Origin of the sequence: Kolteria novifilia (assembly GCA_007748055.1) — a bacterium.
Taxonomy (GTDB): Bacteria; Planctomycetota; Planctomycetia; order Kolteriales; family Kolteriaceae; genus Kolteria; species Kolteria novifilia.
In genome coordinates, this window is record CP036279.1 from 3,760,161 (window position 1) to 3,783,257 (window position 23,097).

Sequence of the window (23,097 nt, forward strand, 5' to 3'; positions counted from 1 at the left end):
CATCGCCGCGTTTGGAAACGCGGAGGGTTCGTCGGCCGGGTATTGCAAGCTCAATTCACCTAGAAACACTCCTGAAAGCACTTCTCATGCCAATGATGCGTTGGAGATCGCAATCCATTCCCTCCCACAGGGTTGTTCCAGGCCGGAATAGGTCGCCGTGTCAGCAACGGGTTGGCTCCTCTTCCGTCATGGTGGCCTTCCCTCAACCAGGTGACTTTCCTTGTTTCGCCCATCGGGACCGAGAGTCGTCACACGATCGACGCAGTGACCGCGTCGACTTGATACACTGTTTTCTCGACAACTTCCCGAGATCGACCGGTGAACCGATGTCTCAGCATCGACGCGTGCTCGACCACTTCCACGAACGACTCCTCGGAGCCATCACGCGTAGTACGCTTCTGAAGGCGACCGCGACGCGCAGCGGTCGCATCGTCGATTGCTTTCGGTTCGACTCTGTCGCCGAAGGGATGGGCCAACAACTCCTCCGCGCAATCGTCGACGACAAGGGCACCTTCGGCATCGACCTGCAGTTGCGCCTCCGGAGCGATGCGATCGTCTCGGCCGAGGGAGAAGAATCATTCTCGCCATCTCCCGATGCCGAGCGAGTCAGGGAGCATCGCCGGCTTCACGACCAGCTCGACCGCCGCCTCAAGCGCTACGCCGACCTCCTTCGCCGAGAGACGGGAGTTCATTCACTTTGGATTGGCTATCCCCTGCTCTACGTCGTGGCTCCGGACGACGATCGCCTCTGGTCGTTGGCCCCCGTCTTCCTCTGGCCCCTTGAGGTTCGTCTCGATCGTTCCCGCGAGGGTCGTGTTCTCTTCAAGAGGGATGCGAGCGCGGGACCGCCCAAATTCAACCGCGCCATGGCTGGCTGGATCCGACGCCAGCTCGGAGTTTCCCTTTCCGGCCCCACGGAGGATGAACTCGACGACCTGCGATGGCGGGATCTGTCGAAGCACCTCGACCAACTCGCTCTCCATTTTCGCGATCCCCCGTCGATGGACCTCGAGTCGCCGCTCGAACCTCTCCCCAAAGCGAAGCTACTTAATCCACAGCACAGCCCCCGGCTGCTCAACACGGCGGTCGTCGGCGTCTTTCGTGGTCAGCACGAGGCGACTCTCGCCGAGATCGAGGAGATCCGCGACCTTCCTTCGATCGACGGAGTCGCGTCCGGCTTTACCAGCGGCACGGCCCTCCCCCCGGCCGAGGAGGCGATCCGCCCCCACGAGTCCGATCGCTTTCAGGTCTATGACGCCGACTTCTCCCAAGAGCGAGTCATCTGGCAATCGCGACAGGAGCCGGGGCTCGTGGTGCATGGCCCGCCTGGAACGGGAAAGTCGCAAACGATCGTCAATGTCATCGCCGATGCCCTGGCCCACGGTCGGACGGTGCTCATGGTCTGTCAGAAACACGCGGCCACGCGCGTCGTCTTCGAAAAGCTCAAGCAAGTTGGTCTCGATGGCCTCTGCTTGGAAGTCGCCGACACGGAGAAGAGTCGACTCCCGGTCTTTCGCGCGATTCGCGACCAGGTCGAAACGCTTGGCGCCTCTTCGCCCAACGGATCCCCAACGACTCGGGAGCGTCTCTCCGAACAGATCCATCAGCTCGAGGAGGAACTCGACACCTACGCCCGCGTCCTCCACGAAGCCGATGAGGCGATCGGCCTCTCCTACCGGGAATTGAAAGCGCTTGAGGGAGCCACCTTCAGGCAGTTTCCCACGGTCCGACCATTCGCAACTCTCCAACGCTTTCTAACAACCACCTCGTCGAAGCAGCTCGACGTCTGGAAACCTCGCATCGAGGAGGCGGGAAGACTCTTCGCTCAAGCCAGGCCCCTCACCAACCCATGGCGACAGCGAGCAAGCGACTTCCAGATGATCGCGTCGGTACGGGACGATGTTTCGAACGCCGTCGCCGAACTCCGCCGACGCGACAAAACGCACCTCGAACACATCGCGAACGCCGGCGCGGGGGTCGCCATCAGCGGCTCTCCCGAGCAATTCGCAGAGCTCGCCACTCGCGTGGAGCAGAAGCTGCGAACCCTCGCCGCCCACGATGACTCGGCGATGAATTCGGACGTGCTTCGCTGTTGGTTGCGGGAGAGACGCGACCATCCGAGCGAGCCCAGGGAGTCGCAACGGGACGCGTGCGAGGATGCGTGCCAATTGGCCGACGAGGTCGTGCAGTCTCCCATCGACCCTGGTCTCGATCAGCACTGCGGCGAGCTGAACGAGCGGCAACTCAAGCAACTCGACCGCAACGCCAAGACCGCACTCGACCACGAGGGACGTTGGTGGCGTTGGATGAGCTTCTCGTTCCGCCACGCCCGTCACGCGATTCGGCAACTCGAACCCGATGCCGACGATGTCGCGGTGTGGGAGCTCTCACGTGAAATCCGAAAGTACGTGCACGCGCGCAGGCTTCGCATCGACCTTGCCGCCAGAAACAGGCAACTCGTTCCGGGGTTCGCGCCCGCGGAGGACGAGTTGGCCCAGATCGCGTTTCCTCCCATCGCTCTCGAAGAGCTGACAACAAGCGAGTTCCTCACACGCCATGAGTCGGACCATCCTTGGCTCGCGGCGCTCATGGTCGACTTGGAGCAACGCGAAGACCGCGACTGGATCGAGGCAACGCGGGAGACTTTGCGGCAATCACTCGATCGACTCCCATTGCTCAAGTCGCTCTTTGAGGGATTTTCCGCACTAGACCCGTTCTTCGAACAAGCCGCGTTTGAGGTCCCCCACCACCAGGCCCGTGAAGGGAACTCGATCCATCCTTGGCTAGACGAAGTCATCTCCGGGCTGGACCGCATCGACGACCTGTTGGCTTGGTCGCTTTTCTGGGAGAATCGCGACGATCCGCTCTTGCCGCTCGTCTCATTGCTTCAAGCCTACGAGCAGTCGCGAATCTCAAACGAACAGGTTCCTCAGCCTCCGTCCGACCTCTCAGAAGCGTCGTACGGCACCTGGTGGGTCGCCTTGGTGATCTACTCCGCGTCACTCGCTTGGCAGCGAATCTCCCAGCGAAAGTCACCGATTCTCGTTTCCATGACCCCCGAGGCTCACGCGAGCAAGGTCGAGCAACTCCAGCAACGACTCGCGGAGAAGAGACGACTCGAGGCGGAAGTGATCCTCACGAACTGGAAGGCTCGACAGTCACCCCACAAGAACGCCGCTTGGAAGCGGATGTTTCAGATGCGGCGTTCCAAGTACGGCGAGGCCAAGCGTCTTCGGGAAGCGATCGCCCTCAGCCTGCCGGAGGGACTCCTGGCGATGCGGCCTTGCTGGCTCGTCAATCCGGCGACCGTCTCGGAACTCTTTCCCCTGCGACAGGGGCTCTTCGATGTCGTGGTCTTCGATGAAGCGTCGCAGTGTCCGTTGGAATTGGCGATCCCGGCGATCTTTCGCGGGCGGACGGTCGTCGTGTCAGGGGATGAGAAGCAGCTTCCCCCCACCAGCTTCTTCTCCTCGCGGTGGGATGAGGACGATCGCGACGACGAGGACGAACCCGCCAGCGATCAACCCATTGAACGTCAACAACAGCTCGAGCATCTTGGTGTCGATCATCTGCTTCACGCGGGAGACCTACTAACGGCCGCGATCGGCACGTTGCCCGAGCGATACCTGCGCGTTCACTACCGCAGCCGCCACCCCGCGTTGATCGAGTTCAGCAACCGCGCTTTCTACGGGGACCGGCTAGAGGCCCCACCCGCTCAAGTCAGCTCACTCAACGGGCGACAGCCGATTCGCTACCTCGCGGTCGAGGGTGAGTACCGCGGCCGGGTCAATCGACGGGAAGCGGAGTCCGTGGTGGAGACGCTGCGAGAACTATGGATGTCGCAAGCGTCCCCGCCAACCGTGGGCGTGGTGACCTTCAATCAACCGCAACGGGAACTGATCGAGGACGTACTCGAGGAAGCGTGCGCGAGTGACGACGAACTCGATGCTCACTACAAACGAGAGTTGGCACGTGAAGAGGAGGGACAAGATGTCGGATTCTTCATCAAGAACCTCGAAAACGTGCAAGGGGACGAGCGCGACGTCATGATCTTTAGCACGACCTTCGGCCGCGACACGGAAGGTCGCTTCTACCGTCGCTTCGGACCGGTCGGTGCCGTCGGTGGTGAACGCCGACTGAACGTCGCGGTGACACGGGCGAAGCGGCAAGTGATCATCGTCAGCAGCATGCCGATCAATGACGTGGCCAACGCTTTGACCGCCGACGCCTCGGACGAGTCAGCTCTTACGCCCGCGGCGTACTTGCAGCTCTACTTGGCCTACGCGAAAGCCGTTTCTGAAGACGATCTTGCCGGAATAGCGCACGTCCTCCAGCGGACCGGAGAGCGTCTTGCCAACGGTGCGTCGACTCACGCCCCCTCCTCGATCGAGAACGACGTCGCTCAGACGCTCGAACACCTTGGGTTCTCGACGCAAGGGCCGATCGGTTCGCAAGGCTTCCAAATCGACGTGGGAGTTTTGTCGGAGCCCCTCGAACAGGGCTTCACGCTCGGGATCGAGTGTGATGGGCCCCGGTTCGACCCCGAACGCTCAGCCCGTCTCCGGGAAGTGTGGCGAGCAGGAGTGCTCCGCAGCCGAGGTTGGAACCTCTATTCACTTTGGAGCACGCAGTGGTGGGGACGGCGATCGGACGTCGTCAATCATCTTCAGCGAATGCTCACCGATTTGATGCGGGTTCAGTCCTCGGAGAATGATGAGTGACGAGTATTCGGACCTTACCCGGCGGGGCCGGGAAACGAGTACAACGCACCCTTGGTTGAGCAGGAACGTTCGAGCGGAGCCCTCACGGCGTCTTGTCGCGAACGGAGGGGCGACCGACGCCCTCGAAATGTCGGGGATGGCGCCACAGTCCGGTAGGATGCTCGACAACAACCGTTGCCCATGGAGCGAAGAAGTTCCCCATGACCGAACCAGCCTCCTTTCTCCCCCAAACCGAGACCAAGGTGCCCATCGTCCAGGGCCCCGGCGAGGGCAAGTCGGTCGGAGTCCTGGGAGATCAGACGACGTTCAAAGTGCTAAGCGAACAAACAGGGGGAGCCTACGCGATCCTCGAACAACAGATCCCCGCCGGACACGGCCCGCCCCTGCACGTCCACCGGCACGAGACGGAGATCTTCTACATCCTGGAGGGAGAGTTTGAGTTCACCGTCGGGGAAAAGAGGTTGATCGTTCAGCGTGGAACGACGCTGGTGGCGCCGCGTGATATTCCGCACACCTTCCAGAACGTGTCCAAGGAGGTCGGCAAACTTCACCTAACCATCATCCCTGGAAACTTCGCGAACTACTTTCTCGAGGTCGACCAGCAACCTGACAATGACCTCGCGTCAATCCGGCGCCTTTGCGCGAAATACGATGTCGAAATTCTCCAGTAGACGCCGGAGAGAGCAATGGCCAGCGAACGCACGACAACGGAAACCTTTTCCTCCCACGACGAACGCTTGCACATCCGGGAGTTCGTGGAAACCGACCGCGACACCCTCCGGGAGATCTATCTATCCTCACGCCGGAGCACGTTCACTTGGCTCGCCGCGAATCTCTTTCAGTTCGATGACTTCGATCGGCAAACGAGCGGTGAGTTGATCCTCGTCGCGACCCTGGGCGAGCAAACCATCGGGTTTTCCGCGAGTTGGGTTCCCGAGCGGTTCATTCACCACCTCTATCTGAAGAATGGCTGGACCGGCCACGGCTATGGAAGGGCCCTACTCGACGCGACCGTCGAACGGATCGGAAGGCCCGCGCGTCTGAAGTGCCTCTCGATGAATCGCCATGCCCTGAAATTCTACCGGCGGGAGGGATGGATCGAGTCGGGACGGGGAGTTTCGGGAAGCGGAAACTACTTGGAGATGACGCTTCCGTCACCAACCGAAGTCTCGCGCGATCGGGTTCCACGCTGACGTGTGGGATCCTTTGGCCACCGTTGCAAGCAAATGCAACGCACCCGGGGATTCCAATCCCATAGACGGGCCCTCGCTCAGCTCGCACTGGCTGACATGCAGCCAGTGGAAGCCGAGATCAAGGAGCCGCAAGTCACTCGTGCTCTGCTCCAACTTGAAGTTGGTATTCGTGCAACCCTAACCCTTTGGCACTGGCTGACAAGCAGCCAGTGGCCCCCCAAGGCTAGATGGACCAGTGCACTTGCACTAGTTGGTGGGAGCCAAGATGTTGACGCCGAGGCGGTTCTTGGAATCGAACCACTGGTTGACGACCTTCATGCCAGACTCGCGCGCCAACTGGTCGATTTCCGGAAGCGTGAACTTGCGGGAGATTTCCGTCCGAATGAACTCACCCTCGGAGAGTTCGACCTCCATGTCGAGTACGTCGAGGCGAACCTTTTGGTTTCGCGTGCTGACGAGGCCCATGTCGATCCAACCGGCCTCCTCGTCGAACGCGGCCCGGAACTCGAGGGCGTCGAGATCGAAGTTGGCGTCCAACTCCCGGTTGAGGCGATCAACCATATTGAAGTTGAAGCGAGCCGTGATCCCGTGGGGATCGTCGTAGGCCTGCTCCAACGTCGAACGTTCCTTGCGCAGGTCCGTCGTGAGCAGGAAGAGATCCTTGGGCCCCAAGAGTCGGCGAACGCGGCGCATCAACGAAATGGCGTCGTTTGGGTAGAAGTTCCCGATGGTCGAGCCGACGAACGCGACCAGTCGCGGCCGATCGTCGTGCTCCCCAGCGATCCGCAGCCCGTCGTCATAGTCGCCGGCGACTCCGATTACCTCGAGATCGTCATAGTCGGACAAGAGGTCGTGCGAACTCTCGGTGAGCATCGTCTCGGACACATCGACCGGAAAGTAGCGAACGCTGCCGTGAACGTCTTGGAACGCCTCGATCAGGATTCGTGTCTTGGTCGAACTCCCCGAGCCGAGATCGACCATGCTGACCGGATGATCGAACAGGGACGCGAGTTCGCGCCCCCGCTCGCGGAAGATTTCGCACTCCGCTTCGGGTAGATAGTACTCGGGCATCGCGGAGATCTCCTCGAAGATCTCCGAACCAATCTCGTCGTACAAGTGGACGCAACTGATGGACTTCGGATCGTTGCTCAAACCATGGCGCACGTCCCGAACCAAGACGGAGAAGACGTCTTCTTGCTCGAGACTGTGTAGCTGAAAGCGGTCGTTGATTTGAACCGTCGACATGTGATAAAACGCTCCCTTGATTTCGAAGAGTGAACTCTCGACGCGACTACCGAGAAGGTACGGGCCAGCTATGTGTGAGCTTGCTTCAGTCTAGGGAGCCTCCTCCCGGCAGATCCTGGGTCGGTCTGCGCATCGACTGTCGGTAATTCGTCATAAAGGCAGCGAGTGTGATCGTAGGTCATGTCGCGGCATGCGTCGGTTCTCGACGAGAAACGCCCAGACGCCATGGTCTGTTCGTCTTGAAAATGTCCGCTTCGACCCGAATCGTCCAAGTGCCCAACGTGGGGCGTCCGGTATCGGTCCGGTTGGTCTGCCCCGTGAAATCGGCCCCGTTCGCATTGTGTCTATGGCTTCTGGAAGTGGGGACAACCCGAACGGCATTCGCCGAACCGTCCTCTTCTGGTCAAAATTCGCGCTGGCGGCAATAATCGGCAAAGCGAATCGGCGCGACTCCGATACCATGAGGAGGCCGAAAGCTCGGTCGAGGCTTCACCAAGGTTTCATGACTCGCGGAAATGTGCCCGACGCCATGAACGCTGATGACGCTTCACGATCGCTCGAAACCTATCCATCTCGACGGCCACTCCCCCCCAATAGCTTTCAAAATGGGGGAATGGCCGCGGTGACCAGGTCGAAGGAGGATGGCATGACCTTGTCGACAGCGCGAAGCGGATTGAACCAGCGCACGCAAGTTCTTTCGGACTGTCGCCCGAGTGACGCCAAGCGTGCGGACGTTCTCGCGGCTTACCGACACGTCCGTTCCGAAACCGAACGTCTGTGCGTCCCTCTCGAGATCGAAGACTACGTCGTTCAAACGATGCCGGACGCCAGTCCGACGAAATGGCACCTCGCCCATACCACCTGGTTCTTCGAGAAGATGGTCCTGGCGAACACGAGAGACGCCGATCGCTTCGGCCCCTCCCAGTTCGACTATCTCTTCAATTCGTACTACAACTCTCTCGGCCAGCAATTTCCCCGACCTAGCCGAGGCCTCCTCTCTCGCCCCACGGTCGAGGAAGTCTACCGGTATCGCTCGATGATCGATGAACTGGTCGAGGAATGGATCTCCAGCTCCGACCGGGAATCATTCGAGAGGCTCGCTCCGTTGGTCACGGTGGGACTTCACCACGAGCAACAGCATCAAGAGTTGATTCTCACCGATCTGAAGAGCGTCCTGGGGCAAAACCCCTTGAGGCCCATCTACCGACCGACCGAGTCGACGATGCTCGAGGGGAAGGTCTCGTTGGATTGGATGACCTATCCGGGCGGCGTCGCGGAGGTCGGCACGTCGGACGCGTCGTTCGCGTATGACAACGAATCGCCACGTCACTCGCTCCTGCTTACTCCATACTCACTCGCCACCCGCTTGGTGACGGTCGGTGAGTACTTGGAATTCATGGAATCGGGAGGGTACCGTCGAGCGGAATGGTGGCTCTCCGATGGCTGGGCCCAATGTCGCCAGGAACGATGGGAGGCCCCCGCTTACTGGTTCCGCGATGGATCGGAGTGGAAGATCTTCACGCTCACGGGATGCCGCGACTTGGTCGCCGACGAGCCGGTCTGTCACGTCTGCTACTATGAAGCCGATGCCTACGCCCGCTGGGCGGGGGCGCGGCTGCCGCGCGAAGAGGAATGGGAAGCCGCCGCGAGTTCCGAGCCGATCGTCGGCAACCTCCTCGAGGAGGATTGCCTTCATCCGCAACCCGCCGTCCGACCCGACCGCATGCCCGCTCAGTTTTTTGGCGACGTCTGGGAGTGGACGTCGAGCCCCTATACCGCGTATCCAGGCTACCGACCTCCAGAAGGGCCGCTATCAGAGTACAACGGCAAGTTCATGTGCAACCAGATGATTCTCCGGGGCGGAAGTTGCCTCACCGCCGCGTGGCATATCCGATCGACCTATCGCAACTTCTTTCCACCGTCGGCTCGATGGCAGTTCAGCGGGATCCGTTTGGCCCGGGATGCATTTTGAGCCCTCCGAAGGAATTTCTTCACGAGCGCCATCGAGCTACTGTCCTGATTGGTCACTTCATTTCCCAAGAGACTCTTCGGGGCCGCCCTGCCCACCCTCGCCGTGCGCATGCGGGAAGCGCCGGTGATTGGGCAAACTCCCGCACGATTTGAGGGGCCGAGACGTCATGGAGCGAACTTACCAACCAGCCGGCTAACGGCTCGTCAGTTGCGAGACCAGCAGCTGATGCTTGTTGCTGAATAGGCGGAAGTACGAAAGCAAAACCGCCAAGAGGGTCCCCAGCGCGGTGCCCGACGCGATCATGAACATGATGATCATCTGATACCGCACCGCCTCGACCGGCACGACACCGGCCAGCAGTTGCCCGGTCATCATCCCCGGGATCGAAACGATGCCAACCACCGACATGCTGTTGATGATCGGGGTCATGCCAGTTCTCAGGGCTTCGCGCATCGGTTCGTGAGCCGCTTCCCAACGCGTGGCTCCCAGGGCGAGCAAGGTCTCGATGCGATCGCGTTTGTTCACTAATTCCTCTCCGAAGCGGTCGATTCCCAGCGAAATACCATTGAGCGTGTTGCCGAGAATCATGCCCAGAAGCGGAATCGCGTACTGCGGCGCGTACCAAGGTGTGGGTCGCACAATCACGATCAACCCGATCAGCGTGATCGACCAACTCCCCGCGGCCATCGCCGTTGTTCCCGTCACAAGCGCCTTCGGATAGGTCCGACGAACCCGGCGAATCGCGGCATGCCCGGCCACGAACGTCATCAGGCCCGCGACCGGAAACAAGACGTACCACTGGGGATGTTGGTAGACCCAACCGAGAACAAAGCCCAAGAGCGAGAGTTGCACCACCGTTCGGGCCGACGCGACCAGCAAGCGCCTCTCGAGAGCGAGCCCTAGAACGAGCGAAATGCCCATGTTCACGATGATGAGCAGGGTCGCGGCCAGGATCTGGCCGTACCCCATCGAGAGATACTCGGCGCTCATGTCGACGCCCCTTCTCCAACTGGCGACGCGAACTGTCCATTCGCAAAGAGCAACCGGCGCGTCGAAACTCGCTCCACTTGATCGGCGTCGTGGCTCACCCAAACGCACGCGCGCTCGTCGGGGCGGTCCTTGACCCAGCCGACGAGGACCTCCTCCACGCGACCAGACGTTTCCGGATCGAGCGCCGAGGTCGGCTCATCAAGCAACAAGAGCGATGGCCGCAGTTGCAGCACACGAACGAGGGAGACGAGTTGCCCCTCGCCTCCGGAGAGACGATCGGCGCGCTGGGTGAGGAGCTCCGGCGGGCGACCGAGCCGTTCCAGCCACCGGACCGCGAGTTCGGCGTCGTACTTCCGACCCGACTGAGCGCGTAGTTGAAAAGGGAGTCGAAGATTCTCCTCGACGGTTCCCTCCAGGAACGCGGGACGCTGGTGAACGTAGGTGACTTCCGATCGAAAAGTCGGGATGGCGAGTTCGTCGACGATGTTTCCGCGCCAACGGATCGAACCACTCTCGAGCGGGTCTAGCAGAACCAGGGCGCGCAAGAGCGTCGACTTGCCGCCTCCCGATGGTCCCGAGAGGCCAACGCGTTCCCCGAAACTGACAGAAAAGTCGACGTCGCGAAGAAGCCAACGCTCCCTCGACGCCACACGCACGCCGATGGCGGCCGCTTCAAGGTCGGATCTCATGAGACGTAGATTATGGTCCCTTCACTGGGATGGAAACGGCCTTTCACGGACGTGGGAGAAACATGGACCAAACGATGTTCCCGCGTCGACGATTCGCTATATACCCCGCGAGAAGCGAACAGCTTCGGCAGTCGAATCCTAGACGATCGAAATCGGATCGTCACGGCGGTCGTGAAGATTTCTTAAAGGTTCATTGCTCGGCTAGTCTGGTCGAAAGAGGTCAGTAGGGTGAGCACATCATCTGGGCGCATGGGAGGCAATCAATGTTTCGGTTGAAATGTTTGGCGGCATCGTTGGCCTTGGCGGCCTTGGTCTTGGTTCCTACTTCGTGCCAGATGGGCGCCGGCGGTACGCCGCTTCAAGGGGCCGGTGGCACCTTCCCCGCTCCTCTCTATCAGCGTTGGTTCATCGAGTACCACCGCCTTCATCCTGATGTCACCGTCAACTATCAAGCCACCGGTAGCGGTGCCGGCATCCAGCAATTCACTCAGGGATTGGTCAACTTCGGCGCCAGCGATGCCGCGATGACCGACGAAGAGATCGCCAAAGTCAAGCAAGGCGTTCAACTTCTTCCGATGACCGCCGGTTGTGTCGTCGTTTCCTACAACATCCCCTCGCTCAAGGAGCCGCTGAAACTGTCACGCGACGCACTCGCGGGCATCTACCTCGGCGAGATCACCGATTGGGCGGACGAGCGCATCAAGAAGGACAACCCCGACGCGGCCCTGCCTTCGGACCTGAAGGTCACGGTCGTCCATCGCGCCGGCGGTAGCGGTACGACCTTCTGTTTCACCAATCACTTGTCATCCATCAGCGAGAAGTGGAAAAGCGACTGCGGAGTTGGGCAAACCGTTGCCTGGCCCGCCGGCGTCGGCGCCAAGGGCAATGCCGGAATCGCGGCCTTGATCACGCAAACGACTGGTGCCGTCGGCTACCTCGAGTTCGGCTACGCCAAGCAGGGTGGCATTCCGATGGCGACGCTGGAGAATAAGGCGGGCGAGTTCGTCGTTCCCTCGCTCAAGTCGGGTCAAGCCGCCCTCGCCAATACCTCCCTGCCGGAGAACCTCCGAGCGTTCATCCCCGATCCGGAAGGTAAGGGCTCGTATCCTATCGTCACCTACACTTGGCTTCTCTGCTATAAGAAATACAACGATCCGAAGATCGCCAAGGCGCTCAAGGACGTCATCAAGTACGGCCTGCACCAAGGACAAGAGGATGCCGAGCCACTCGGCTACATTCCTCTCCCTGCCTCGGTTGTCGAAACGGTCGAGAAGGCGGCGATGTCGATTCAACCGTAGCGCAGACCGATCGCCCCACACGCGATCCTAGATCACAAAGCGATGTTGGCCCACTTGGCTTCGGTTCCCTCGCGGAACCGGAGCCGCAAGATGTGAGACTGCTAAGCATGGTTTCCCATTCACGCCCTCCGAGTCGATTGGACGTCGCCTGGGATCGCGGTTTCCGCTTTCTCACCTGGTTCATGGCATGGGCGACGATCGCCCTGGTGCTGTTCATCGTCTACAAGGTGACGGAATCGGCCTTCCCCGCTCTACAGCGTTACGGCTTCTCCTTCATGACGACCTCTCACTGGGACTCCAACCGCGAGAAGTTTGGTGTCTTGCCCGAAATCTGGGGGACACTCTACAGTTCCGGGTTGGCTCTGCTCTTCGCCACAATCTTCGGAGTCGGCGTCGCGATCTTCGTCAGCGAGGACTTCGTCGCTCCCGCGTGGCGAACGTTGCTAAAGAACGTCGTCGAACTCCTGGCGGCGATCCCGAGCGTCGTCTACGGGCTCTGGGGGATCTACGTGGTCATCCCCCTGATTCGCCCGATGGCGGACTGGCTTCACAACAACTTAGGTGACTTCCCGCTCTTTGGCACTCCGTTCGCCGGGCCGGGCATGCTGCCGGCGGCGATCGTCCTCGCCATCATGGTCCTGCCGACGATCGCGGCGGTCTCTCGCGACGCACTGGTCAATGTCCCGCCACGACTTCGTGAGGGCGCGATAGGCCTAGGGGCAACCCGCTGGGAAGCGATCTTCAAGATCGTCCTGCCCGCGGCTTCGACCGGCATTTTTGGCGCGATCGTGCTCGGATTCGGACGAGCGTTGGGGGAAACGATGGCCCTGGCGATGCTTGTGGGTAACAGCGGCGTCATCAGTGTCTCGGTCCTCTCTCCCGCCAACACGCTCTCCGCGTTGCTCGCGAACCACTTTCCCGAGGCTCAGGGGATCGAGGTGGGAGCGTTGATGTACGCGGCGCTGGTGCTGATGGGGATTACGCTGCTGGTCAACGTGATCGGCGAACTGATCCTTTGGCGTGCCTCCGCCGGGATGAAGGGAGCCCACTAATGACCAAGATGCCGCAAGCGACCTCCCTGGCGATACCCATGCCTGAACCACGCCTACATCGTTCAATGACCTCGTTTCGTACGCTTTTCAGCATGCTGATGAGCATCTTGACGGGACTGATCGCGATCTTCGCCTTCGTGCCGCTCTTATCGGTCCTGTTCATGTTGATCTGGCGAGGTATCGCGCGATTGAACTTGGCGATCTTTACCGAGCTGCCCCCCGCCGCCGGCATGACCGGGGGAGGCTTCGGCAACGCGATCATGGGGACGATCGTGATGGTGGGTGTCGCGGCGCTCATCGCCGTTCCCTTTGGAACGCTCGCCGCGGTTCAGATGTCCGAGTTCGGCCGAAACTCCTCGACCTCCTCGGTGGTCCGGTTTTGCGCGAAGGTGCTCACGGGCCTCCCCTCGATTCTCGCGGGCGTCTTCGCCTACGCGACCATCGTCCTGCTGATGGGAACCTTTTCCGCGGTGGCCGGTGGGATCGCCCTCTCGATCCTGATGATCCCGATCGTGATGCTCACCGCGGAGGAGGCGTTGCGACAGGTTCCCATGAAAGTACGCGAAGCCGCGCTCGGCATGGGCGCGACACGAACCCAGATGGTCTGGAAAGTCGTGTTGCCAACGGCACTTCCCGGCATGCTCACCGGCGTCATGTTGGCCGTGGCGCGAGCGGCGGGCGAGACGGCTCCCCTGCTCTTCACCGCGCTCTTCAATCAATACTGGTTCGATGGTAATCTGGCACAACCGACGGCATCGTTGGCTGTTTTGATTTACAATTTCTCTAGCGTGCCGTTCAAGAACCAAGTCGAGCTGGCGTGGTGTGCCTCGTTGGTCCTCGTCATGTTGGTCTTGGCCGTGAACCTGATCGGGCAACGCATTACCAGATCGAGTCGTTGACAGGAGTCCACATGTCGACCGCGACCCAGTCGGAAACGTCAGCCGGAGAGACCGGTGCCCAACAAGATGTCGTCATTGACGCCAAGATTGACGAACTCCACTACGGCAAGTTCAAGGCTGTCCGGGACGTCCATATCCCATTTACCCGCAACTCGATTACCGCCTTCATCGGCCCGTCGGGCTGCGGCAAGAGTAGCGCCCTGCGTTGCCTCAATCGAATGAATGATCTCGTCAGGGGATTTCGCCTCTCGGGACACGTTCACTTCCGCGGCACCGACATCTACGATCCGAAGGTCGATCCGGTCGCCGTTCGGCGGCACATCGGGATGGTCTTTCAACAGCCCAATCCGTTCGCGATGAGCATCTACAACAACGTCGCGTTCGGGCTTCGACTCAACGGATTTCGCGGCAACATGGGCGAGCACGTCGAGCGTGCTCTGCGGCATGCCGCCCTGTGGGATGAAGTAAAAGATAAGCTCCGCGCCAGTGGCCTTTCCTTGTCTGGTGGTCAGCAACAACGTCTTTGCATCGCCCGCGCCGTCGCCACCGAGCCGGAAGTTCTCCTGATGGATGAACCCTGTTCCGCCCTCGATCCGATCGCGACCCTAAAGATCGAAGAGCTGATGCGACACCTCAAGGAGTCGTACACGATCGCGATCGTCACGCACAACCTGCAGCAAGCCAAACGCGTCGCCGACAAGACCGGGTTCCTCTACGTTGACACCAGCGAAGGGGGACGTACCGGCTACCTCGTCGAGTACGGTCACACCGACCAGCTCTTCACCGATCCCCGGGAAGAGTTCACCAAGCAGTATATCCACGGCGACGTCGGCTGAGCGTCACCGCGATGTCACTTCGGTCGCTGGGGTGAGCAACCACCTCAGCGATCGCTTCCGCTTCCAGCCCCGTCGCAGACAACGCGCGGCGCCCCCATCGAGGAAATCGTTCCTCTCCTCTCGCGTTTCTCACTCACGTCTGCTACGAGTTGCCATTTCTTTGCCAGCGGCCAGTGATCGGTGCGCGCAACGCTCGTAAGATGCCATCTCGCGGGCCGACGCTCTTCCGTCGGATGAGCCCCAGTCGACCGGACGAGCCCCATGGCCAAACGTTCGACACGCGCCTTCCTCCGAAGGAGGAGGTTTGGCGTCGGCCGATGAACCACTCTCCCCTGCTTCGGAGGTTTTCAACGATGAGGAACAGAAACTGGCTGGTGGTCCTTGGCGGCGCCCTGGCGTTGGTCGTCACGATCGTCTGGGCCGCGCCGAATTCAGCGCAATCGGCGGCGTCGACCGGCGAGTTCGCGAGCGAGACCATCGACCTGGGCGTCGTGGTGAGCGATCTCGAGAAATCGGCCGACTTCTACACCAAGACGATCGGCTTCACCGAGGTCGAAGGTTTCAAGGTTGCCGCCGACTTCTGCCGTGACGCGGGACTGACAGTCGACGGAGGCTTGGACATCCGCGTCTTCGTTCTGGGTGAAGCTCCCACCGCGACACGTCTGAAGCTGATGGAAAGTCCCGTCGGATCGGCGACCTCCAACGACGACAAGACCATCGTCTCCCGCCTTGGATTCAGCTACCTGACCATTCGTGTCAAGGACTTGGATCGCGCTCTCGAGCGGTTGGCGGAGACGAAAGTCTCGTCACTTGCCAAGGGACCGGTGCCACTCCCGAAAGGCTTTCCCAATCTCTATCTCTCGCTCGTCCGCGATCCCGACGGCAACTTCGTCGAGCTGATCGGCCCGATGAAGAACTGAGCCCCTCAGCCGTTGGAACCGACGTTCAAGGGGAATCCGAGTCGCTCCCGGACTTCCCGTTGAACCTCCTCGACTCCCTTCCCCGCGTCGACTCGGTAGACGAGTTCCTTGTGGGAGAAGAGTTCGATGATCGGTTTGGTCTTGGAGTGGTAGTCGGCGAGCCGTCCTCGAACGGCTTCGGGCGTGTCGTCGGAGCGATGCCGACTCATGATCCGCTCCAGAGCGATCTTCTCGGGCACATCCAAGAGCACGACCGCATCGATGTCGTAGCTCTCGAGGAAGAACTCCGCTTGCGGGCGATTCCGCGGGAAACCGTCGAGGATGAAACCATAGTTCCAATCGTGGAGTTGCAGGCGACTGGCGACGATCTCCTCGACCACTTCATCGGGCACCAACTGTCCGGCATCGATGATCCGCGTGATCCGCGCGGCCGTCTTGGTGTGATTGGTGACGTGCCAACGAAAGATCTCGCCAACGGAAATGTGCACGAGATCGAAGTCGGCCTTGAGAAGATCCGCTTGAGTGCTCTTGCCACTCCCCTGGGGGCCCATGAAGATATACTTGTGCATCGTTCGTCGCCTCGCGGGTATAGGTCAGTCGCGAGTATTGTAGGGAATGGGAGCCCTCGGCCAGTCGATGCTTGGTTCCGTGAAAGAAATCGAACCGCGGCGGTCTTCCCCCTCTTCTCAAGTGGTAGAATAGCCTTCGAAGATGCTGATCCGACCCGAGCTGTTGAGGAAGGAACCCGACGTGACCAATGATCGTGGAGCGATGAACACCCTGCACCGTCCAGTGCTGCACGGCTACGCACCCGGCGAGAGTGACGGTTCCGAGCCGTTCGTCCCGGGCATCACCATCGCCGTGAGTCGCCAGACCGGCTCGCGCGGTCGTGCCATCGCCCAACGGACGGCGGAGCTACTCGGTTGGCAGTCGATCGACCAAGACACCCTCGAATGCATGATCCAGCATCCCGAGTACTGCTCCACCATCGAGGAATCACCGTCACCGGCGGCGCTTGAGTGGATCGAGGAACAGGTCGCTCGCATTCACCAAGGCGATCCCCCCATCTGCCACCAGGAGTTTCTGCCGCTCGCCCAGGTGGTGCTTGGACTTTCGGCGGTCGGCAACTGCGTGATTCTCGGACGCGGCGCGGGCTTTCTCTTGCCGACCGACGTCCGCCTCCACGTTCGGCTGATCGCGCCCGAACGAGACCGAATTGCGTACATCTCCGAAGTGGAACGCCTCTCGCTCCAAGAGGCCGAGCGCTTCGTCAGCGAACGCGATGACGCCCGATCGAGTTTTCTTGAGCAAGCCTTCGGGAAGGCGTCGACGGATGTCTCCTCGTACGACCTGATTTTGAATGTCCCGGAATTCGGACTTGAGGGGTGCGCGACCTTGATCGCCAGCGCCGCCAAGGCCAAAGCGGAGCACATCCTGGAGCACTCGTTGCCGCCACAGAGATAGGAGTCGATCCCTAAACGGGCCATCGAGGGGGCCGTTTAGGGTCACCATCTCCCGTGGACGCTAGGTCGCTCGGACACGATGACGGCGATGGGCTGTTGCCCGAGCATCGCCGTTTCCATTGAGTTTTCCCATCCCGTTGAGAACGGAGTCGCGACTCCTTGCCCGATTCGATTGAGACATTTCTTGATAGCGATTGGCTCAAGCGTTGTCGGTTCACCGATGAGTCGGCCGCCAGGCGCAACATTGCCGCGATCGCCGGACACGGGATCCCGGACGAGTTGGTGGTCGACCTTTGCCGGCGCTTCGCCCAGTATCTGCCCTCCTCCGCCGATCCGGACATGGTGCTCAACAACATCGAACGGATGTTGGACGGCGTCGAACATTCCGCGGCGACGATCACGTTCCTGCTCAACAAACCGCACGCGCTGGCCATCCTCATTCAACTCTTCGCGTCGAGCCAATACTTCAGCGACTTGATCATCCGTCATCCGGAGCACTTCGACTTTCTCTGGGAGCACGGTCACCGCCCGATCGACCCGCGTCAGAAGCGAAGCCGCATCCTCCGAGAGATTCACGAGGAACCGGGCAACGAGAAACGCGCCCTTCGGCTCATCCGTCGCCACCGCCAACGCGAGCTACTGCGCATCGGCTACCGCGACATCATCCTCGGCGAACCGCTCGAACGAATCACCGCGTCGATCTCGGATCTTGCCGACTGCCTGGTCGAAGTCTCGCTGACGCTCGCCTACCAAAAGATCTCACAGCGCCACGGCGAACCCCGTTCCCCCAGCGGTCGCTTGGCGCGTGTCGTCGTGCTGGGCATGGGAAAACTCGGTGGTCGCGAACTCAACTACAGTTCCGACATCGACCTGATCGTCGTCTACGATGTCGACGGCAAGACCGACGGCGAGCCGCCTCTGGAGAACTACGAGTTCTACTCGCGCGTCGTTCGGGAGATCGTGCGCTACCTCTCCGCCCTGACCGAGGATGGACAAGCTTACCGCGTCGATTTGCGATTGCGGCCACACGGGGCCGAGGCTCCGCTTTGTTTGTCGCTGGCCAACACCCTGGCGTACTACGAACGCTTTGGACGCAACTGGGAACGTCAGGCTCTCGTGAAAGCCCGTTCCATCGCGGGCTCCTACAAGCTTGGCGACGAGTTGCTTAAGCTCATCGCTCCATTCGTCTACGCCCGTCATCTTCACTACGCCGAAATTAACGACCTCAAGGCGATGAAACGCCGCATCCAAGAGAAGACGCGCACCGCCGGCGCGGAAGATACGGACCTCAAAACCGGTCACGGCGGCATCCGCGACATCGAGTTCGTCGTTCAGTTCTTGCAGTTGATCAATGGCGGGGTTCTGCCCGCGGTTCGCGAGCGCAATACGATCAAGGCACTACGTAAGCTCGCCGATGCCGGCTGTATTCGCTCGGATGAACTGACTTCGCTCGAGACCGCGTACCGCTTCCTTCGCAAGGCGGAGCACCGCTTGCAGTTCATGTTCGATCTGCAAACCCACCGCATTCCTCAATCCCCGTCCGAACTCAACAAGCTCGCTCTTCGTCTCGGATATCTCTCGGGCAACACGGTGCCACCCAGCGAGCAGTTCGTCGGCGATCTACGGCGATTTACCGCCCGCAACCGCGCCATCCTCAACCGGTTGATGCTCGACCTCTTCCCTCCCGACCCGGACCGTCAGGCCAAGGGAGAACCGGAGACCGATCTGATCTTCGATCCCAATCCGGAACAGGAACGGATCGAAAAGACCCTGGGACGCTACCTCTTCTCGAACATCCCACTCGCCTACAAGAACTTGACGCTCTTGGCGCGGGAGGACATTCCCTTTCTCTCCTCGCTTCGGTGCCGGCACTTTCTCGCGAGCATCGCCCCGCGACTGATGAAGCAGATCAGCGAAGCTCCCGACCCCGACATGGCGCTGGTCAACCTGGAGAAAGTGACCGCGTCGCTCGGTGCCAAGGGAGCCCTTTGGGAAAGCCTCAGTATCAACCCCGCCCTACTGCGGCTGTACGTCAACCTCTGCTCGTGGAGCCAGTACCTCTCGGAGATTTTGATCAACAATCCCGGAATGATCGATGAACTCCTCGATTCGCTGGCGATGAACAAGGTCGCGAACTTCGACTCCCTGAAGGCGGAACTGGATCACCTGCTCAAGGGCGCCGAGGAACTCGACCCCATTCTTCATGGCTTCAAGAACACCTGGACCCTGGAGATCGGTATTCGCGACGTGTTGGGAAAGACGACGCAGCAAGAGATCTTGCGGGAGTTGAGCGAACTGGCTCGAGCGATGATCGCCTCGATCGCCGACTACTGTTGGGATCGTCTCGTCGAGCAGTACGGCGAACCACGCCACGCCACTCGCCCCTCGCGCATCTCGCGTTACTGCTTGATTGGGCTCGGCACTCTCGGCGCCGGCGAACTCATGTACCACAGCGATCTCGATCTCGTGCTCGTCTACGACAAGGACGGAATGACGAACGCCAACGGTAAGCGGCTGCTCCGCGAACCGACGAGCAACCACCAGTTTTTTACCGAACTCGCTCAACGCATCGTGCGAACGGCCGGCCACATGGGACCGATGGGGCGTCTCTACTCCATCGACTTGCGACTGCGACCATCGGGGCAATCGGGAAGCCTCGCGTTGCCTCTCGAGAAGTTTTCCGCCTACTACCGTTCGAGCGGAAGCAGCCATGTCTGGGAACGACTGGCGCTGACCCGAGGGCGGGCGATTCATGGCGACCTCGACTTCGCGGACCGCGTCAACTCCGCGATCCGCAACGCGGTCTGCCGCTTCCGATGGAAGCGGGTCTACTTTGACGAAATCGACCGCATGCGCCGACGTCTCGAAGCGAGCCGTGGTCCGCAAGACCTCAAGCGCGCTTCGGGCGGCATCGTCGATGTCGAGTTCGCGGTGCAGATGATTCAGCTCCGTCACGGCGGCAAGGTGCCGGAGATCCTTGAACCAAACCTGTGGAAGTCGCTCGAGATGATCGGCCGTGCGGGACTTTGGGACAAGGAGACCGTCAAGACGTTCGAAGAGGGCTACAGTTTCCTGCGCGCCGTCGACAGCCGATTGCGCATCGTCCACAACCTCGCCCCGGGAGAGATGCCCGATACGAAGGAGGCCCTGACCAAGCTGGCGCTGCGGCTTGGGTACGAAGGAGCCGACGCGGCCGAACAGCTCACGGCGAGCTACAAGCAACACACCGAGGCGATTCGGCAACACTTTCGTCACTGCCTCGAACTCGAGCGGGAACGGACGCGCCGATGAGTCGCGTCGCCCACCTCTTGATCGTCGGCTTGACTCTCTGCTCCTGCGCGTCGTGTTCCCCTCCAGGCCCCTCCGCTCCTACCGCGACGATCACCCTTTTCGCCGCGGCTAGCATGACCGACGCCTGCGAAGAGATCGTCCGAGCCTTCGAGGAGGCCCACGGGGTCGATTGCCGATTGAGCGTCTCCTCCTCGAGTACCCTCGCGCGGCAAATCGAGCACGGGGCTCCCGCGGACCTGTTCCTCTCCGCCAACATCGAGTGGCGCGAGGTGCTCGAACGATCGGGACTTGTTGCCAGCTCGGTCGACTTGGTCTCCAATCGGCTCGTCTTGATCGTCCCCACGGGCAACAATTGGTCCGTCACCACTCCGGAGGATCTGGCCTCCGACAAAGTCACGCGATTCGCGATCGCCGATCCGGAAGGAGTTCCCGCCGGAATCTACGCCAAACGGGCGCTCGAACGGTTGGGCCTTTGGCAAGACGTGCGTGACAAGGTACTGGCAACCGAGAACGTCCGCCACGCCCTCGCGCTGGTGGCACGACGAGAGGTCCCCGCCGGAATCGTCTACGCGACCGACGCGGCGATCAGCGGCGACGTCGACGTGATTTCGCCGTTTGCCCCCGACGCGGAGATCATCTACCCTCTGATGTTGACCAAACGAGGCGAGAAGAATGCTCCCGCCCGGAAGTTCTTCGACTTCATGCAATCGTCGCAAGCACACGGAATCCTGATGAAACACGGGTTTCTACCTCTCGAGGTTTCCCCATGACCGGCTCGGTCTTTCTCAACGCGGCGCAGCGCGAAGCGGTTTGGCTTAGCTGCTCGGTCGCGTCGATGGCGGTCCTGCTCAGCATCATCCCCGCGATCGCTCTGGCTTACGTGCTCGCTCGGCGCCGATTTCCCGGCAAGTCGCTCGTGGAGTTGACGATTCATCTCGGCTTGGTGCTTCCCCCGGTGGTCGTGGGCTACCTCCTGCTGCTGGTGCTGGGCAACAATGGGGTGGTCGGCCGATGGCTCGACGCGTGGTTCGGAATCTCGGTCGCGTTTACGTGGTGGGCCGCCGTGCTCGCCGCGGCGGTGGTCGGGTTTCCACTCATGGTCCGCTCGATGCGACTCGGGTTTCATGCGGTCGACCCGAGGCTCGAGGTCGCCTCGCGCAGTCTCGGAGCCGGTCCTTGCCGGACCTTTTGGGCGATCACCCTCCCGCTGGCGATGCGAGGGATCATCTCGGGCTGTCTCCTCGGCTTCGCCCGATCGCTGGGCGAGTTCGGCGCGACCATCCTCTTCGCCGGCAATATCGAGGGCGAAACCCGGACCATTCCTCTGGCGATCTACACCGAGATTCAGCGTCCCGACGGCCTGACCGCCGCGGGGCACCTCGCTCTTCTCTCCGTGTTGTTGGCGGGCGCGGCGCTCGCCATTGGTGGCCTCGTGGAACATCGCGACCCGTCCCATGCTCCGGCTTGACGTCTCTATTCGCCGTCGATTGACGAGCACCTTCTCGCTCGAGGTCTCCTTCGCGACCGAGGCCGGCGTCACCTCCCTCTTTGGGCCGTCGGGAAGCGGCAAGACCAGCATCCTCTCGGCGATCGCCGGACTCTTGCCCGTCGACTCCGGTCGGATCCGCTTCGCCGAGCGGACGTGGCTCGACACCACCCACCATCTGGTCGTCTCTCCGGAACGTCGCTCGGTCGGCTTGGTCTTTCAGGATGATCGCCTCTTTCCCCACATGACTGTCGAACGCAACCTCCTCTTTGGGTGGAAGCATCGCCTCGACTCCCCCCGCGAGATCTCCGTCGACCGGGTCGTCGAGGTCCTGGAACTTGCCCCACTGCTCAAACGTTCGCCGAACGCCCTTTCCGGTGGGGAAAGACAGCGGGTTTCGCTGGGTCGGACGCTGTTGCGACGTCCGTCGCTGTTGCTAATGGACGAACCCTTGGCGGCCCTTGATGAGACCCTCAAATCGAAGATCCTCGAATACCTCGAGCGCGTCCTCGAAGAATGGCGTCTGCCGACGATCTACGTCAGCCACAACCAATGGGAGGTTCGCCGGCTGGCCGAAGAAGTCGTCGTGGTCGACGCGGGACGCGTCGTGGACATGGGGCCGACAGCATTGACATTGTCGCGGCAGCGTCAACTCGCCTTGGAGGGCCCCCTGGGTCCATCCAACCTCCTTCACGTGACCCACCTGCGCCGGGATGAGTCGGGGAGCTGGATCGGTCAATGCGAGGGACAGACGCTGCACTTGCCCGAGCCTCCCGCGGGGAAAAGCGATGTTTGGATCACGTTCGCGCCCAACACGGTGAGCCTGAGCCAGACCGTTCCGGAGTCGTCGAGCATCCGCAACAGTTTGGAGGGAACGGTTGATCATCTGGTGCCGCTGCGCGACCGGGTGCTCGTCGGCGTCGACGTCGGGATCGCGCTGTGGGCGGAAATCACAAGGGAGGCGTGCGAGGAGCTTCAACTTGGGCCGGGGCGACAGGTAAGATGCCTTGTCAAGACACGGTCATTCACGCTGGTCCACTAA

At 61.1% G+C, this 23,097-nt stretch carries 18 protein-coding genes; 14 read left to right on the plus strand and 4 right to left on the minus strand.

The genetic code is table 11. The features are described from left to right. Positions 1-326 precede the first annotated feature (326 nt). From Pan216_RS13675 to Pan216_RS13685, 3 genes are all read left to right on the plus strand, one after another. Positions 327-4,721, plus strand: a complete 4,395-nt coding sequence (locus Pan216_RS13675; protein WP_419193637.1) for an AAA domain-containing protein — start codon at positions 327-329, stop codon at positions 4,719-4,721. Positions 4,722-4,921: 200 nt separating this feature from the next. Beyond that, positions 4,922-5,392 (plus strand): cupin domain-containing protein, encoded by a 471-nt coding sequence (locus tag Pan216_RS13680; protein WP_145258526.1) that lies wholly within the window; start codon positions 4,922-4,924, stop codon positions 5,390-5,392. 15 nt (positions 5,393-5,407) lie between these two features. Further along, on the plus strand, positions 5,408-5,914 hold the full coding sequence (locus tag Pan216_RS13685; RefSeq protein ID WP_145258527.1) for a GNAT family N-acetyltransferase: 507 nt from the start codon (positions 5,408-5,410) through the stop codon (positions 5,912-5,914). A gap of 246 nt (positions 5,915-6,160) precedes the next feature. Here Pan216_RS13685 and egtD read toward each other — a convergent pair whose 3' ends face one another. Next, positions 6,161-7,159 (minus strand): L-histidine N(alpha)-methyltransferase, encoded by a 999-nt coding sequence (egtD, locus tag Pan216_RS13690; protein WP_145258528.1) that lies wholly within the window; start codon positions 7,157-7,159, stop codon positions 6,161-6,163. Between the two features lie 646 nt (positions 7,160-7,805). Here egtD and egtB point away from each other — a divergent pair. Continuing rightward, the gene (gene egtB / locus Pan216_RS13695) at positions 7,806-9,131 is read left to right on the plus strand and encodes an ergothioneine biosynthesis protein EgtB (RefSeq protein WP_145258529.1); all 1,326 of its coding nucleotides are present in this window, start codon (positions 7,806-7,808) and stop codon (positions 9,129-9,131) included. Positions 9,132-9,323: 192 nt separating this feature from the next. On the opposite strand, the gene Pan216_RS13700 is transcribed toward egtB, so the two are convergent. After that, complete coding sequence (locus Pan216_RS13700) at positions 9,324-10,121, minus strand: ABC transporter permease (RefSeq protein WP_145258530.1); 798 nt, start codon at positions 10,119-10,121, stop codon at positions 9,324-9,326. Continuing rightward, positions 10,118-10,810 carry an ABC transporter ATP-binding protein gene (locus Pan216_RS13705; RefSeq protein ID WP_145258531.1) on the minus strand — a complete coding sequence of 231 codons (693 nt, stop codon included), beginning with the start codon at positions 10,808-10,810 and terminating at the stop codon, positions 10,118-10,120. Before Pan216_RS13705 ends, Pan216_RS13700 begins: the two co-directional genes overlap by 4 nt. A gap of 263 nt (positions 10,811-11,073) precedes the next feature. Between Pan216_RS13705 and pstS the strand changes: the two genes are divergently transcribed. The 5 genes from pstS (at position 11,074) to Pan216_RS13730 (ending at position 15,815) form a co-directional block, all read left to right on the plus strand. Further along, on the plus strand, positions 11,074-12,108 hold the full coding sequence (gene pstS / locus Pan216_RS13710; protein WP_145258532.1) for a phosphate ABC transporter substrate-binding protein PstS: 1,035 nt from the start codon (positions 11,074-11,076) through the stop codon (positions 12,106-12,108). 107 nt (positions 12,109-12,215) lie between these two features. Further along, a complete protein-coding gene (gene pstC, locus Pan216_RS13715; protein WP_145258533.1) occupies positions 12,216-13,160 on the plus strand; it encodes a phosphate ABC transporter permease subunit PstC in 945 nt (314 codons plus the stop codon). Between the two features lie 8 nt (positions 13,161-13,168). Further along, positions 13,169-14,059, plus strand: a complete 891-nt coding sequence (pstA, locus tag Pan216_RS13720; protein WP_419193676.1) for a phosphate ABC transporter permease PstA — start codon at positions 13,169-13,171, stop codon at positions 14,057-14,059. 11 nt (positions 14,060-14,070) lie between these two features. Further along, a complete protein-coding gene (gene pstB / locus Pan216_RS13725) occupies positions 14,071-14,895 on the plus strand; it encodes a phosphate ABC transporter ATP-binding protein PstB (protein ID WP_145258534.1) in 825 nt (274 codons plus the stop codon). Between the two features lie 353 nt (positions 14,896-15,248). Next, positions 15,249-15,815 (plus strand): VOC family protein, encoded by a 567-nt coding sequence (locus tag Pan216_RS13730; RefSeq protein ID WP_145258535.1) that lies wholly within the window; start codon positions 15,249-15,251, stop codon positions 15,813-15,815. A gap of 5 nt (positions 15,816-15,820) precedes the next feature. On the opposite strand, the gene Pan216_RS13735 is transcribed toward Pan216_RS13730, so the two are convergent. Then, on the minus strand, positions 15,821-16,384 hold the full coding sequence (locus tag Pan216_RS13735; protein WP_145258536.1) for an adenylate kinase family protein: 564 nt from the start codon (positions 16,382-16,384) through the stop codon (positions 15,821-15,823). 181 nt (positions 16,385-16,565) lie between these two features. Between Pan216_RS13735 and Pan216_RS13740 the strand changes: the two genes are divergently transcribed. The 5 genes from Pan216_RS13740 to modC all read left to right on the plus strand — a co-directional run bounded on the left by Pan216_RS13740 (position 16,566) and on the right by modC (position 23,097). Further along, a complete protein-coding gene (locus Pan216_RS13740) occupies positions 16,566-17,279 on the plus strand; it encodes a cytidylate kinase-like family protein (protein WP_419193638.1) in 714 nt (237 codons plus the stop codon). Between the two features lie 158 nt (positions 17,280-17,437). Beyond that, positions 17,438-20,569: a bifunctional [glutamate--ammonia ligase]-adenylyl-L-tyrosine phosphorylase/[glutamate--ammonia-ligase] adenylyltransferase gene (gene glnE / locus Pan216_RS13745; RefSeq protein WP_145258538.1), complete on the plus strand. Its 3,132-nt coding sequence runs from the start codon at positions 17,438-17,440 to the stop codon at positions 20,567-20,569. Next, complete coding sequence (gene modA, locus Pan216_RS13750; protein WP_145258539.1) at positions 20,566-21,339, plus strand: molybdate ABC transporter substrate-binding protein; 774 nt, start codon at positions 20,566-20,568, stop codon at positions 21,337-21,339. Before glnE ends, modA begins: the two co-directional genes overlap by 4 nt. Further along, on the plus strand, positions 21,336-22,037 hold the full coding sequence (gene modB, locus Pan216_RS13755) for a molybdate ABC transporter permease subunit (protein ID WP_145258540.1): 702 nt from the start codon (positions 21,336-21,338) through the stop codon (positions 22,035-22,037). The genes modA and modB overlap by 4 nt, the downstream gene beginning before the upstream one ends. Then, a complete protein-coding gene (modC, locus tag Pan216_RS13760; RefSeq protein WP_145258541.1) occupies positions 22,024-23,097 on the plus strand; it encodes a molybdenum ABC transporter ATP-binding protein in 1,074 nt (357 codons plus the stop codon). The genes modB and modC overlap by 14 nt, the downstream gene beginning before the upstream one ends.

What these genes read in the sequence shown, in the direction of transcription:
- Pan216_RS13675 (WP_419193637.1), top strand. Translation starts at nt 327, where the DNA reads ATGTCTCAGCATCGACGCGTGCTCGACCACTTCCACGAACGACTCCTC.
- Pan216_RS13680 (WP_145258526.1), top strand. Translation starts at nt 4,922, where the DNA reads ATGACCGAACCAGCCTCCTTTCTCCCCCAAACCGAGACCAAGGTGCCC.
- Pan216_RS13685 (WP_145258527.1), top strand. Translation starts at nt 5,408, where the DNA reads ATGGCCAGCGAACGCACGACAACGGAAACCTTTTCCTCCCACGACGAA.
- egtD (WP_145258528.1), bottom strand. Translation starts at nt 7,159, where the DNA reads ATGTCGACGGTTCAAATCAACGACCGCTTTCAGCTACACAGTCTCGAG.
- egtB (WP_145258529.1), top strand. Translation starts at nt 7,806, where the DNA reads ATGACCTTGTCGACAGCGCGAAGCGGATTGAACCAGCGCACGCAAGTT.
- Pan216_RS13700 (WP_145258530.1), bottom strand. Translation starts at nt 10,121, where the DNA reads ATGAGCGCCGAGTATCTCTCGATGGGGTACGGCCAGATCCTGGCCGCG.
- Pan216_RS13705 (WP_145258531.1), bottom strand. Translation starts at nt 10,810, where the DNA reads ATGAGATCCGACCTTGAAGCGGCCGCCATCGGCGTGCGTGTGGCGTCG.
- pstS (WP_145258532.1), top strand. Translation starts at nt 11,074, where the DNA reads ATGTTTCGGTTGAAATGTTTGGCGGCATCGTTGGCCTTGGCGGCCTTG.
- pstC (WP_145258533.1), top strand. Translation starts at nt 12,216, where the DNA reads ATGGTTTCCCATTCACGCCCTCCGAGTCGATTGGACGTCGCCTGGGAT.
- pstA (WP_419193676.1), top strand. Translation starts at nt 13,169, where the DNA reads ATGCCGCAAGCGACCTCCCTGGCGATACCCATGCCTGAACCACGCCTA.
- pstB (WP_145258534.1), top strand. Translation starts at nt 14,071, where the DNA reads ATGTCGACCGCGACCCAGTCGGAAACGTCAGCCGGAGAGACCGGTGCC.
- Pan216_RS13730 (WP_145258535.1), top strand. Translation starts at nt 15,249, where the DNA reads ATGAGGAACAGAAACTGGCTGGTGGTCCTTGGCGGCGCCCTGGCGTTG.
- Pan216_RS13735 (WP_145258536.1), bottom strand. Translation starts at nt 16,384, where the DNA reads ATGCACAAGTATATCTTCATGGGCCCCCAGGGGAGTGGCAAGAGCACT.
- modA (WP_145258539.1), top strand. Translation starts at nt 20,566, where the DNA reads ATGAGTCGCGTCGCCCACCTCTTGATCGTCGGCTTGACTCTCTGCTCC.
- modB (WP_145258540.1), top strand. Translation starts at nt 21,336, where the DNA reads ATGACCGGCTCGGTCTTTCTCAACGCGGCGCAGCGCGAAGCGGTTTGG.
- modC (WP_145258541.1), top strand. Translation starts at nt 22,024, where the DNA reads ATGCTCCGGCTTGACGTCTCTATTCGCCGTCGATTGACGAGCACCTTC.